The sequence below is a fragment of the Burkholderia arboris genome, assembly GCF_038723655.1.
In the GTDB taxonomy this organism is placed as follows: Bacteria; Pseudomonadota; Gammaproteobacteria; order Burkholderiales; family Burkholderiaceae; genus Burkholderia; species Burkholderia arboris.
Genome location: NZ_CP109821.1, coordinates 3,440,135 through 3,453,146, shown reverse-complemented (window position 1 = coordinate 3,453,146; position 13,012 = coordinate 3,440,135). Strand labels below are relative to the sequence as shown.

Sequence of the window (13,012 nt, the reverse complement as noted above, 5' to 3'; positions counted from 1 at the left end):
GCGGCGGCAGTCAGGCCGCGCGATCCGCGCAGTTCATTCATTCGGGCCGGCGGCAGGCGGCACGAGGTGCTCGCCGCCGTCGACGGTCAGCGTCGCGCCCGTCACGCCGGGCGCGCTCGCGAGATAGCAGGCGGCCGCCGCGATGTCGTCCGCGTGCGGCGCGTGGCCGCGCACGAGCGCCGCGACCCGCACCTTCGGCGCGAGCGCCAGCGCCAGCGCCGACGTCGCGCGGTTCAGCGCGGCCTGCATCAGCGCGTGCGACAGCTGCGCCGGCGCCGGGTGAAACAGGGCCTGATCCAGCACGTGGATCGCGCAGGCGCGCAGCGCTTCATGCTCGCGCGCGGCGTCGGGCGTCGCGTCGGCGAGCGCACGGGCCACTGCGAGCGGCGCGGTCACGTTGCGCGCGAGCGCGCCGGCGAGCGATGCGCCGTCGACCGTTTGCGCGTCGTCGGCGCCCGCGCTGGCGCTGACGAACACCGCGCACGCCGGCCGGCCGAGCGCTTCGCAGCACGCGGCGACGACGGCGGCCGCATCGGCTTCCAGGGCCAGATCGGCGTCGAGCACGGCCGCGCGGCGGCCGAGCGCCGCGACTTCGGCGACGAGCGCATCGGCCGCCGCGCGCGGCGCGCCGTGGCTGCGCTGCAACGCGACGTCCCAGCCGCGGCGGGCGAAACCGGTCGCGAGCGCACGGCCGATCGATGCGGCGTCGGCTGCGCTGCCCAGGGCGCCCGTGACGAGCACCACGCGCGGGGTCGACGTATCGGCTGAAACGGTCATTTACAATGCCGGGATGAACCCGAAAGCTCACGAACCCGCTAGTTTACCTGCTCCCGGCCCCGACGCGCTCGCGCAGTCCGAAACCCTTGCCGCGCAACTGCGCGACGAGCTCGCGGCGGCCGGCGGCTGGCTGCCGTTCGACCGCTTCATGGAGCGCGCGCTGTATGCGCCGGGCCTCGGCTATTACAGCGGCGGCGCACGCAAGTTCGGGCGCCGCGCCGACGACGGCAGCGACTTCGTCACCGCGCCCGAGCTGTCGCCGCTGTTCGCGCAGACGCTCGCGCAGCCGGTCGCGGAAGCGCTCGCGGCGAGCGGCACGCGCCGCGTGATGGAATTCGGCGCCGGCACGGGCAAGCTCGCGGCCGGGCTGCTCGCCGCGCTCGACGCGCAGGGCGTCGAACTTGACGAATACCTGATCGTCGACCTGTCCGGCGAACTGCGCGAACGGCAGCGCGACACGATCGAGGCCGCCGCGCCGGCGCTGGCCGCGAAGGTGCGCTGGCTCGATGCGCTGCCCGAGCGGTTCGAGGGCGTCGTGGTCGGCAACGAGGTGCTCGACGCGATGCCGGTGCGGCTGTTCGCGAAGGCGGACGGCGCGTGGCACGAGCGCGGCGTCGCGCTCGACGCGCAGCAGGCGTTCGTGTTCGACGACCGGCCTGCCGGCGCGGCCGGCCTGCCGCCGGTGCTCGCGGGGCTCGACGTCGGCGACGGCTACGTGACCGAAACGCACGAGGCCGCGCTGGCGTTCACGCGCACCGTCTGCACGATGCTCGCGCGCGGCGCGGTGCTGCTGGTCGACTACGGCTTTCCGGCGCACGAGTTCTATCACCCGCAGCGCGACCGCGGCACGCTGATGTGCCACTACCGCCACCATGCGCACGATGATCCGTTCCTTTACCCCGGCCTGCAGGACATCACCGCGCATGTCGAATTCACCGGCATCTACGATGCGGCCGTCGCGACCGGCGCCGACCTGCTCGGCTACACGTCGCAGGCGCGCTTCCTGCTGAACGCGGGCATCACCGACGCGCTGGCCGCGATCGACCCGTCCGACATCCGCGCGTTCCTGCCGGCCGCGAACGCGGTGCAGAAGCTGATCTCGGAAGCCGAGATGGGCGAGCTGTTCAAGGTGATCGCGTTCTCGCGCGGCATCGACGGCACGCTCGACGCGTTCGCGCGCGGCGACCGCTCGCACGCACTCTGACGGGAGCCCGGCATGCTGCGCTGGCTGTTGACGACGTTCATCGCGGTGATGATCCTGACGCGCTGCTGGCCGTGGCTCGGCAAGCTCGGCATCGGGCGGATGCCGGGCGACGTCACGCTGACGCTCGGCGGGCGGCGCTACCCGTTCCCGTTCATGTCGACGCTGGTGCTGACGATGCTGCTATCGATGGTGGCGCGGCTGCTCTGAGCCGCGCCGAAAAGGGGGGGGGCGTTACAGCTCGATCTCGCCGAGGATCCGGTGCGCGAGCGCCTTCGCCTCGTCGAACGCTTCTTCCTCGCTGGGGCTCGTCGAGTGGACGTCGTAACGTGTGTTCTCGGTGTCGTCGCCGTCGTCGCGCGCGAGGATCACGTAACCCTGGAACTGCCCGTTGCCCGCATGCTGGGTATGCGCCTTGGCCGTGTAGATGCCTTTCGTGAACGTGTTCGTGTCCATCGTGCTCTCCCGCAAAAGGACACTTCATCGTAGCACTGCGGCGCAGTATGGTCAGCGTCGCTTATCGGTGACCGAACAGTGTCCGGTCACCGCATTTCCATCAGCGTTCGATCAGCGCGACGACCTCGTCGAGCGTCGGCGCATGCGCGCCCGTATGCCGGCACGCGGCGGCACCGGCCGCCAGCGCGAATACGAGATGCTCGCGCCATGTGCGCTGCGGCGCGGCCATCAGGCTGAACAGCATGCCGCCGATCGATGCGTCGCCCGCGCCGACGGTGTCGGCCACCTCGACGCGCGGCGGGCTGGCCTCGTGCACGTCGCCGTCGGCATAGAGCGTCGCCGCCTGCGCGCCGCGCGTGACGAGCACGGCCGCGCGCGGGTTCAGCGCACGCACCGCCGCGACCGCGTCGGGGCCGTCGCCGCCGAACAGGTGCCGCAGGTCCTCGTCGGATACCTTGATCAGGTCGGCGAGCGCGGCCATCTTCTCCAGCGTCGGCCGGTACGCAGCCGTCATCAGGTTCCGTACGTTCGGATCGAAGCTGATCTTCACGCCGCGCGCGTGCAGGTCGGCCGCGAGCGCGGCCAGCGTGCCCGCGAGCGGTTCGCGCACGAGGCTGATGCAGCCGAAATGCGCCCATTTCACGTGATCGCTCCAGCCAGCCGGCAGCCGCGCGGGATCGAACGCGAGATCGGCGCTCGCTTCGCCGATGAAGAAGTACGCGGGCGGCCGCGTCTCGTGGACGATCGCGAGCAGCGGCGGCCGTGCGACGCGCTGCAGGAAACGCAGGTCGAGCCCGGCCGCTTCGCTCGTACGCCACAGTTCGTCGGAGAAGCAGTCTTCGCCGATCGAGCCCGCCAGCGCGCTCGGCACGCCGAGCCGCGCCACCGCGCGCGCGACGTTCCAGCCGGCGCCGCCCGGCACCGACGTCCATTGCGCGTCGCCCGCGCGCACCATGTCGGTCAGGATGTCGCCTGCCGACACGAAAGCCGGAAACGTGCCGCCGCTCATTGCGTGGGCTCGCTGCGCTGCGTGCGGGCGAGCGTCGCGAGCACGTCGTAGCACGCGCCCATCGTGTGATAGTCGGTCTTGCCGGCCGGACTCTTCTCGTCGCTGTACTTGCGGTTGTCGCAGGTGAGGATCCGGTACCACGCGCCGTAACGGTGATCGACGAAATGCGCCCAGCTATAGCGCCAGATCTCGTCGTACCAGTCCCAGAAGCGCTCGCTGCCGGTGCGCGCGCCGAGCATCGCGGCCGCCGCGAAGGTTTCCGCCTGCACCCAGAAATACTTGTTGTGATCGCAGATCGTGAAGTCGGGGCCGAAGCCGTAGTACAGGCCGCCGTGATCGGCGTCCCACGCGTGCGTGAGCGCCGCATCGAACAGTTCGGCCGCGCGCGGCACGAGCCAGTCGAGCGGGCGGTGCCGCTCGAGGATCAGCAGCAGCTTCGCCCATTCGGTCTGGTGGCCGGGCTGGAAACCCCACGGACGGAAGATGTTCGAGCTGTCTTCCTTGTTGTAGTCCCAGTCGACCGACCAGTCCGCATGGTAGTGCTCCCACACGAGCCCGCCCGACAGCGCGGCCTGGCGCTGCGTGATGTGGGTCGCGAGCTTTTCGGCACGATCGAGGTACGTGAGGTGGCCGGTCGCTTCATAGGCCGCGAGCAGCGCTTCCGTCATGTGCATGTTCGCGTTCTGGCCGCGGTACGACGACACGGTCCAGTTCGGCGTCGCGTCGTCCGCGTACAGGCCTGCGGCCGCATCCCAGAAGCGGTGCTCGGCCAGTTCGTAGGTCGCGGCGATCAGCGGGCGGGCCTCGTCGATGCCGGCCATCGTCGCGTGCGCGGCCGCGAGCAGCACGAACGCGAGCCCGTAGCAGTGGCGCGTGCCGTCGAGCGTCTCGCGCTTCGCGCCGTCGCGCCAGTCGAGTTCCCAGTCGTAGCCCTGCAATTCGTCGTCCCAGTGCGCGTCGCGCAGGAAGCGCAGCCCGTGGCGCGCGTATTCCAGGTGGCGCGGGTCGCCGAAATGCCGGTACGCCATCGCGTAGTTGAAAACGAACCGGCAGGTGCTGACGAGGTGGCGCGACGTGCGGTTGTAGATGCTGCCGTCGTCGCGGAAGTAATGGTAGAAGCCGCCCGTCGGGTCGAACGCGTTGGTCGCGTAGAAGCGCAGCGTGTCCTCGATGTGCGACAGCAGGAACGACGGATCGCGGAAGCTCGCGACGAACGGTGCGGCTTGCGGGTGGGCGGCCGGCGCGGCCGTGCAGGGTTGGACCGGGGGCATGTTCATGATTCGGTGACCGTTGCGGTATCGAGTGCCGGGGAGCCGGCGGGCTGGCTGCTGGCCCGCACGATCAGCTCGACGGGCAGGGAAATCTCGGTGCGCTCGGGCGCGTCGGCGAGCAGCAGCTCGACGCCGCGGCGGCCGAGGGCTTCCTTGTCGACCGACAGCGTCGTGAGCGGCGGGCTCGCGTGCGCGGCGGCCGGGATGTTGTCGAAGCCGACGATCGCGATGTCGTCGGGAATCCGCAGGCCGCGCGCGGTGCACACGCGCTGCGCGGCGAGCGCCGCCGCGTCGTTGTACGCGAACACGGCTTCGGGGCGCGGGCCCGGTGCGTCGAGCAGCTGCTCCATCGCACGCGCGGCGCCGGTGTCGGGGTCGAGCCCGGCGTCGATCGTCACTTCGTACGCGGGATCGAACAGCCGCCCGGCGTCGAAGAACGCGCGCCGGTAGCCGATCGCGCGCTGCGCGATGCTGTAGTGCGCGGGCGAGCCGCCGATGAACGCAATCCGCGAGCGGCCGGTGGCGAGCAGGTGGCGCATCGCGAGCGCCGCGCCCGTCGCGTTGTCGATATTGACCGAGCGCAACCCGGGCGCCCACAGGTCGATCAGCACGAGCGGCCGGCCGGTCGCGGCGAGCGCCTCGATCGTCTCGGGCTCGATGAAGCCGGCGACCGCGATCGCGTCGGGCGCATGCGGGCGCATCTGGCGCAGCACGTCGTCGTTCGGGCCGACCGTCAGCAACGTCGGCACGATGCCGCGCTCGCGGCACGCGTCCTCGACGCCGTGCAGCACGTGCGAGAAGAACGGGCTGGCGGGAAAGCGGTTGTGCTGGCGGTGCAGCAGGAAGGTGAGTCGGCGGATGCGCGGCCGCAGCTGCGCGGGATCGTAGCCGAGCTGCTGCGCGATCTCGACGATGCGCGCACGCGTGGCTTCGGACAGGCCCGGCTGGTTTTTCAGCGCACGGGAGACGGTGCCGATCGAGACCTCTGCCGCCCGTGCCACATCGCGAATGGTCGTACCCATCGTTCGGGGTCCGTTTGTTTAGGGTGAAGGCGATTGTATAGTAAAACGGATCGCGGAATTCGGGCCGGATAGCCGGGGAATACCCGCGAATAACGGGTTTTTAAGCGCTAATCTGCGAAAACGCCGTTACTAAAAATACTAAACAAAACACGAAAAAGGCAAGGTGGGCGTTCGGGTGCCGGAAGGGGGGCGTCGCGGTGGGGAAGTGGCTGGAACGCGAGCGTGTTGCGCGTGTCCGGGGACGTGTCCGGCGGCCTGCGCGGGCAGGCGGGAAGCCGGTGCGCAACGCGCCGGCCGGCGTGCGGACAGCCGCCGTCATGGCCCGGGGCGTTACCGTGTCCTCGCCAAACGCCAAACGCCAAACGCCAAACGCCAAACGCCAAACGCCAAACGCCAAACGCCAAACGCCAAACGCCAAACGCCAAACGCCAAACGCCAAACGCCGGCGCGTGCCGCGTGCCGCGAGCCGCGTGCCGCTCAGCCGGCCGCCGCGGCCGGCGGTTCGCCGCGCTGGCGCAGCGCGGCGCGGCCCGCGTCGAGATCGACGACCGCGAGCCCGTCCGGCTGCTGTTTCGCGCGCCGCTTCGCGAGCGCCGCGACCGACGCGATCTCGTCGCTGCCGTAGCGCTTCGCCCCGTGCGCGCCGGCCGGCACGCCAACCGCGCCGATCGCCATGGTCACGAAGCCGAAGAACGCCGGGTTGCCGTGGCGGTCCTCGCCACGCAGCCCGCCTGCCTGCCGGTCGGCCTGCGTGTAGAAGAGCTGCGCACCGTCGTTGAAGCGCGCGATCGCGTCGGCGGCGCGCTCCCGCCAGTCGTCGCGCTGGAACAGCACGAGGAAATCGTCGCCGCCGACGTGGCCGAGAAAGTCGCGCTGCGGGTCGCACACGCCGGCCAGCACCGTCGCCGCGAACTTCAGCACCTCGTCGCCCTGCCAGTAGCCGTACTGGTCGTTGAACGGCTTGAACTGGTTCAGGTCGACGTAGCACGCATGAAAGCCGGCGTCGCGCTGGAGCAGGCGGTCGATGTGCGCGCTGATCGGGATGTTGCCGGGCAGGAAGGTCAGCGGATTCGCGTAGCGCGCGGCCTCGATGCGCATCTCGGTCACCGCGCGCACCAGGCTCTCGCCGGTGCCGAGCCCGACGTAGCGGCCGTGTTCGGTGATCACGAAGCCGTCCGCGAGATAGCGCTGGTCGTGGCTCGCGAGCAGCATCGCGAGCTGCTCGAACGTCGTCGCGTTGTCGATCATCAGCGGCGCGTCGTTCGCGAACTGCAGGCACGGCTTCTTTCCGAACACCTCGCGGTGATACGGCAGCGCGAAGCGGTCGATGAAGCCGCGGCGATTCACGAGCGCGACGGGCCGCCCGCGTTCGACGAGCGCGACCGCGTGCAGGTCGGGCATCCGGTTGAACAGGTCGAGCACGTCGTTGCTGGTCGCGTCGCGCGGCAGCGCGGGGGCCGGCACCAGCATCTTTCCGGCGATCGTGCCGGCCGGCCGCACCGGGCGCGTCGCGCCGGGAAACACCGCGATGTGCGGCGCGCGGATCGCATCGCGCGCGGCCGGCGCGACGACTCGCGACGGCTGCGCGTTCGGCCGGCCGAGCAGGAAGCCCTGCACGCAGCAGATGCCCATGTCGCGCACGACGATCAGGTCGCATTCGTTCTCGATGCCTTCCGCGATCAGTTGCGCGCCGCTCGCCTGCGCGAAGTGCTGCATCGCTTTCACGGCCTCGAACTTGAGCGGGTCGCGCGCGATGTCGTGGATGAAGAAGCGGTCGATCTTCACGACGTCCGGATGCAGGCGCAGCCACAGGTTCATGCTCGCGTTCGCGGTGCCGTAGTCGTCGAGCGCGAACTGGATGCCGGTGTCGCGCAGCGACGCGACCGCCGGCCCGATGTGGGCGACATCGGGAATCGTGTTCTGCTCGGTGAGCTCGATCACGATGCGCTCGGCGGCGACCTGTGCGCGGGCGAGGAACTGACGCACTCGCTCGCGTTCGCTGGCGAGCTTGAGGATCGTCCCGGCGCTGAAATTGAGGAACAGCTTGCCGTCGCAGCCCAGCGCCGCGAACGCGTCGAGGCAGGTCAGCGCGGCGGCCTGTTCGAGCGCGATGGTTTCGCCTTCGCGCGCGGCCTGCGCGAACAGTGCGGCGGGCGGTTCGAGGTCGGTGCCGCGCGGGCCGCGGATCAGCCCTTCGTAACCGACGACCGTCCCCGACCCGAGGTCGACGATCGGCTGGAAAACGGCGGCGAGCGCGCGATCCGCGATCAGGCGCGTGGTGCGGGCGGCAGCGGAGTCGGAGTGGAGCGCGGGCATGGGCGAGGGCAGCCGAATCGACGGGACGCCCGGCTTAACGGCACCGCTCGCGGAGAATTGAATGAAGATTTTGTGACGCGATGGACGCTGCTGGTGCATCGCGCCGGACGCGCATCGACGCGTATCCGGAAGGCGTTGGCGGGGAGCCGCGGAAAGCGGAAAGCGGAAAGCGGAAAGCGGAAAGCGGAAAGCGGAAAGCGGAAAGCGGAAAGCGGAAAGCGGAAGGCGGAAGGCGTGAGGCGTGAGGCGTGAGGCGTGAGGCGGGAGGCGGGAGGCGGGAGGCGGGAGGCGGGAGGCGGGAGGCGGGAGGCGGGAGGCGGGAGGCGGGAGGCGGGAGGCGGGAGGCGGAAAGCGGAAAGCGGAAAGCGGAAAGCGGAAAGCGGAAAGCGGAAAGCGGAAAGCGGAAAGCGGAAAGCGGAAAGCGGAAAGCGGAAAGCGGAAGGCGGAAGGCGGAAGGCGGAAGGCGGAAGGCGGAAGGCCACCATCGGCGGCCGTCGCGCCTCCGGGGGCGTCAGCGCTTGCCTGCGCTCAGCGTGCCGGGCGCGGAGGTCGCGTCGCCCTCGTCGTGCTCGCCGCTCATGTCGCGCGCGCCCCAGCGCTGCGCGAGCGCCGCGCACGCCATCAGCTGGATCTGGTGGAACAGCATCAGCGGCAGCACGACGGCGCCGACCGCGTTCGCCGAGAAGATCACCTTCGCCATCGGTACGCCGGCCGCGAGGCTCTTCTTCGATCCGCAGAAGATGATCGTGATCTGGTCGGCGCGGTTGAAGCCGAGCCGCTTGCTGACGAACGCGGTCAGCAGCAGCGCGATCGCGAGCAGCACGAGGTTGACGACCAGCAGGCCGCCGAGCGCGCGCGCCGGGATCTGGTGCCACAGGCCCTCGTTGACGGCCTCGCTGAACGCGACGTAGACGACCAGCAGGATCGAGCCCTGGTCGACGAAGCGCAGCACGCCGCGGTTGCGGTCGATCCAGCCACCGATCACCGGCCGCAGCAACTGGCCGGCGATGAACGGCACGAGCAACTGCATCACGATGCTGCCGACGGTGCTCCACGGCGATGCGGCGCCGGCCGACTGCGACGTGATCATCAGCCCGACGAGCGCCGGCGTGACGAAGATCCCGAGCAAGCTCGACGCGGACGCCGCGCACACGGCGGCCGGTACGTTGCCCTTGGCGATCGACGTGAATGCGATCGACGACTGGACCGTCGACGGCAGCGTGCACAGGAACAGCACGCCCGCGTACAGCGTCGGCGTGACGAGCGGCTGCAGCACGGGTTTCAGCGCGAGGCCGAGCAGCGGGAACAGCGCGAACGTGCTGAGCAGCACGACCGCGTGCAGCCGCCAATGGGTCGCGCCCGCGACGACGGCTTCGCGCGACAGCTTCGCACCGTGCAGGAAGAACAGCAGGCCGACGGCGATGTTGGTCGCCCAGTTGAACGCATGGGCGGCCGGGCCGCGGCAGGGCAGCAGGCTCGCGAGCACGACGGTGCCGACGAGCGCGAGCGTGAAATTGTCGGGAAGGAAGCGGGGACGGGCCATCTGGAACTCGGTTCGGAAACGACGAAGGCGCGCGTCGCGCGCGCGGATGGCGCTATTGTCCGGGTTGACGATTCACCACACAAATTCATTGTGGGAATCGATTGATGAGCCGGTTGCATGAAACGGCGGCTGTCCTGGCCGCCCGGCGACGTGCAAAACGGCAGAAGAATGTTCTGTCGCGATCGCGCCCGGAAGTGAAAAAACCTAGCAGTAACATGGTGTTACACCGATGCCCGCGACATAACACTTTTTGGCTCGACACCGTTTCGGACGGCTCATAAATTACTGCTGAAAGCCTTGGGTCGGCCGAAAGGAGCTGGCGGCGGGCGTGGACAGGCACGGAACGATGACGGAACGGGTGAAACGGAAGATCGGACGATGGGTGGCAGGCGTGCTCGGCGCGTTCCTGATGCCGCTCGCGCTCGCCCAGCCGCCCCACGGCGGTCACGGGTTCGGCGGCCACGGCTTCGGTGGCGGCGACATGCGCGCGTACGGTCAGCCGAATGGCGGCGGGCAGGGCGGTGTGCCGGTCTGGCGCCGCGCTCCGCCCCCTGCCGGTGTGCGTCCCGGTGGTGTGAGCGGCTACGGCTCCCGCTGGGGGCTGCGGCCGACGCCGTCGTACGGCCATTACGCCGCGCAAAGCCCGTATCGTCCGATCAGTGCCGACGTGCGCCAGATGCCGCGCCCGCCGGGTGGCGGCAACGTGCCGCTGCGTGCCGGCTCGATCCGCGCCGACGTCGCGCGCTACAACGAGGAGCGTGGCGGCCGTCCGATGCCGCCGCCCCGCTCGCAGGAAGAGCCTGCGCACTCGCCGTTTTTCTCCCCGTTCTACCGAAACTGAGCGCCCCGGCGCTCGTCCCCCTGCCGGCTGATGCGAATTCGCCACAGTCGCGCGCAGATTTCCGCTGATTTTCCCGCCGCATTGCGCTATCTTTCGCGCCCGGCACGCGCATGCCCCGCCGCCGCCTGGCCGCGCGACCGCGTTCGCGCCGGGCCGCTGCCGGGCATCCGGCCATGTATCAATTCCGCGAAGTTAATGCCGCCGCTATACCAGCAATAAGTGTGCGCAATTTTGACCGGACGAATGATCCGTAAAGATGGCTGCGCCCCATACGACGCAAGCACTCGGCTCCAAAAAACAACGCTCGCGCCACTTATCGACTATTCGACAAAATCTGGAGATCCCATGAAAGCATTTGCTCGCCGTGCGTCGCGCACGTCCGTCAAGCTGATCGCCGCAGCCGCCTGCGTGGCGGCCACTGCGCCCGTCCATGCACAGTCGAGCGTGTCGCTCTACGGTCAGGTCGACGAATGGGTCGGCGCCACCAAGTTTCCGGGCGGCAACCGCGCATGGAACGTGTCGGGCGGCGGCATGTCGACGTCGTACTGGGGCCTGCACGGTGCAGAGGATCTCGGCGGCGGCTACAAGGCGATCTTCACGATGGAGAGCTTCTTCCGCGCGCAGAACGGCCAGTTCGGCCGCTTCCAGGGCGACACGTTCTTCGCCCGCAACGCGTACGTCGGCGTCAGCTCGCCGTACGGCACGGTGACGGCAGGCCGCCTGACGACGCACCTGTTCCTGTCGACGATCCTGTTCAACCCGTTCTACGACTCGTACACCTTCTCGCCGATGGTGTACCACGTGTTCCTCGGCCTCGGCACGTTCCCGACCTACCCGAGCGATCAGGGTGCAGTCGGCGATTCGGGCTGGAACAACGCGCTGTCGTACACGTCGCCTTCGTTCGGTGGCCTGAACTTCGGTGCGATGTACGCGCTCGGCAACCAGGCCGGCGACAACCGTTCGAAGAAGTGGAGCGCGCAGTTCAACTACGCGAACGGCCCGTTCGCGGCGACCGCCGTGTACCAGTACGTGAACTTCAACAACGGCCCGCAGGATCTGAGCGCGCTCGTCTCCGGCATGAAGAGCCAGGGTATCGCACAGGTCGGCGCGACCTATGACCTGAAGTATGTGAAGCTGTTCGGCCAGTACATGTATACGAAGAATGACCAGGTCGCGGGCAGCTGGCACGTGAACACCGCGCAGGGCGGCGTGTCGGTGCCGATCGGCGTGGGCAACGCGATGGCGTCGTACGCGTATTCGCGCGACGCGGGCGGCCTCGACCAGACGCGCCAAACCTGGGCCGTCGGCTACGACTATCCGCTGTCCAAGCGCACGGACGTCTACGCGGCCTACATGAACGACAAAATCAGCGGCCTGTCGTCCGGCAACACGTTCGGCGCAGGCATCCGCGCGAAGTTCTGACGCGTACGCGCGATCGATGCGCCGGCCGCGCGCGTAAAACACGTGTTCCGGCTGCATGTTTTCCCGCCCGAAACGGCGCCGCCACTCGCGGCGCCGTTTTGCCTTTCTTGACCTTTCTGTTTCCTCGCCTTTGTTACCCTATCTCGTAATTGGACCATTCCCCCGTCATTACGAGCTAGTTCGATGGATACCCTCGTCAGCATGAATGTGTTTCGCTACGTCGTCGAAGTGGGCAGCTTCGTCGGCGCGGCCGAACGCATGCAGATGTCGGCTGCGATGGCGAGCAAGCACGTGATGCATCTCGAGCAGCAGCTCGGTGCGCGGCTGCTGCATCGCACGACACGACGCGTTGCGCCTACCGAGGCGGGACGCGAATACTATGAGCGCCTGGTGCAGGCGCTGTCAGAACTCGACGAAGCCGGGCAGGCCGTCGGCGCCGCGAGCGTGGTGCCGCAGGGCAGGCTGCGCGTCACGTCGCTGTCCGCGTTCGGGTTGCGGCACGTGATGCAGGCCGTCACCGATTATGCGGGCCGGTTCCCGGACGTGACCGTCGACATGACGCTGTCCGATCGCGTGGTCGACCTGATCGAGGAAGGCTACGACGTCGCGGTACGCGCGGCGCCGAACGGATTGAAATCGTCGTCGCTGGTCGCGCGGCAGATCGCGACCGCGCACATCCTGCTGGTCGCGTCGCCCGAGTATCTCGAGAAGCACGGCACGCCTCAGACGATTGCCGACCTCGCGCACCACAACTACCTGCGGCGCGATTCGAATTCGACGATGCTCGACGCGCTGGTGATCGACGCGGCCGCTGCGTCGCGCGTGAACCTGAACGGCAACCTGATCGTGAATCACCTGGAAGGGCTGCGTGCGGCCGTGCTCGCCGGCGCGGGCATCGCGCTGCTCGGCACCGAGGTGGTCGGCGACGATATCGAATCGGGCCGGCTCGTGCCGGTGCTGCTCGATTCGGTGCCGCCGCACGAAGCGCCGATCTATGCGGTGTACGCGAGCCGCCGCCACGTATCCGCGAAGGTGCGCTCGTTCGTCGACTTCCTGGCGGCGCGTTTCGAAGGGCAGTCGCTGTGCCCGTCGATCGAATCGCACCTGCGCGTGCTGCCGATCACGCGGATGAAGCGCGCGGTCTGAGCGGCGGA

12 protein-coding genes are annotated in these 13,012 nt (G+C 69.1%); 5 read left to right on the top strand and 7 right to left on the bottom strand.

What is annotated here, in order from left to right:
• Positions 1–33 precede the first annotated feature (33 nt).
• A complete protein-coding gene (locus tag OHZ10_RS16175) occupies positions 34–777 on the bottom strand; it encodes an SDR family oxidoreductase (protein WP_059233014.1) in 744 nt (247 codons plus the stop codon).
• 13 nt (positions 778–790) lie between these two features.
• Between OHZ10_RS16175 and OHZ10_RS16170 the strand changes: the two genes are divergently transcribed.
• Together OHZ10_RS16170 and OHZ10_RS16165 are read left to right on the top strand one after the other, a co-directional pair.
• A complete protein-coding gene (locus tag OHZ10_RS16170; protein WP_059233015.1) occupies positions 791–1,981 on the top strand; it encodes a class I SAM-dependent methyltransferase in 1,191 nt (396 codons plus the stop codon).
• A gap of 12 nt (positions 1,982–1,993) precedes the next feature.
• A complete protein-coding gene (locus OHZ10_RS16165; protein ID WP_006477606.1) occupies positions 1,994–2,188 on the top strand; it encodes a DUF2905 domain-containing protein in 195 nt (64 codons plus the stop codon).
• A 24-nt stretch (positions 2,189–2,212) separates the two neighbouring features.
• Here the strand turns inward: OHZ10_RS16165 and OHZ10_RS16160 are convergent, their stop codons facing one another.
• From OHZ10_RS16160 to OHZ10_RS16130, 6 genes are all read right to left on the bottom strand, one after another.
• On the bottom strand, positions 2,213–2,434 hold the full coding sequence (locus OHZ10_RS16160; protein ID WP_011353424.1) for a hypothetical protein: 222 nt from the start codon (positions 2,432–2,434) through the stop codon (positions 2,213–2,215).
• 100 nt (positions 2,435–2,534) lie between these two features.
• Positions 2,535–3,443 carry a carbohydrate kinase family protein gene (locus tag OHZ10_RS16155; RefSeq protein WP_059233016.1) on the bottom strand — a complete coding sequence of 303 codons (909 nt, stop codon included), beginning with the start codon at positions 3,441–3,443 and terminating at the stop codon, positions 2,535–2,537.
• The gene (locus OHZ10_RS16150; protein WP_059233017.1) at positions 3,440–4,720 is read right to left on the bottom strand and encodes an AGE family epimerase/isomerase; all 1,281 of its coding nucleotides are present in this window, start codon (positions 4,718–4,720) and stop codon (positions 3,440–3,442) included. The genes OHZ10_RS16155 and OHZ10_RS16150 overlap by 4 nt, the downstream gene beginning before the upstream one ends.
• Entirely contained in the window at positions 4,717–5,736 is a 1,020-nt protein-coding gene (locus OHZ10_RS16145; protein ID WP_059233018.1) for a LacI family DNA-binding transcriptional regulator, read from the bottom strand. The genes OHZ10_RS16150 and OHZ10_RS16145 overlap by 4 nt, the downstream gene beginning before the upstream one ends.
• Positions 5,737–6,213: 477 nt before the next feature.
• Positions 6,214–8,052, bottom strand: a complete 1,839-nt coding sequence (locus OHZ10_RS16135) for an EAL domain-containing protein (protein WP_174994244.1) — start codon at positions 8,050–8,052, stop codon at positions 6,214–6,216.
• Between the two features lie 511 nt (positions 8,053–8,563).
• Complete coding sequence (locus OHZ10_RS16130; protein WP_059233020.1) at positions 8,564–9,595, bottom strand: bile acid:sodium symporter family protein; 1,032 nt, start codon at positions 9,593–9,595, stop codon at positions 8,564–8,566.
• Between the two features lie 346 nt (positions 9,596–9,941).
• On the opposite strand from OHZ10_RS16130, the gene OHZ10_RS16125 reads away from it, so the two are divergent.
• The 3 genes from OHZ10_RS16125 to OHZ10_RS16115 all read left to right on the top strand — a co-directional run bounded on the left by OHZ10_RS16125 (position 9,942) and on the right by OHZ10_RS16115 (position 13,004).
• Positions 9,942–10,436 (top strand): peptide-binding protein, encoded by a 495-nt coding sequence (locus OHZ10_RS16125; protein WP_174994242.1) that lies wholly within the window; start codon positions 9,942–9,944, stop codon positions 10,434–10,436.
• 345 nt (positions 10,437–10,781) lie between these two features.
• Positions 10,782–11,858, top strand: coding sequence for a porin (locus OHZ10_RS16120; RefSeq protein ID WP_059233022.1), 1,077 nt, complete (start codon positions 10,782–10,784; stop codon positions 11,856–11,858).
• A 183-nt stretch (positions 11,859–12,041) separates the two neighbouring features.
• Positions 12,042–13,004 carry a LysR family transcriptional regulator gene (locus OHZ10_RS16115; protein WP_059233023.1) on the top strand — a complete coding sequence of 321 codons (963 nt, stop codon included), beginning with the start codon at positions 12,042–12,044 and terminating at the stop codon, positions 13,002–13,004.
• Positions 13,005–13,012: the final 8 nt, after the last annotated feature.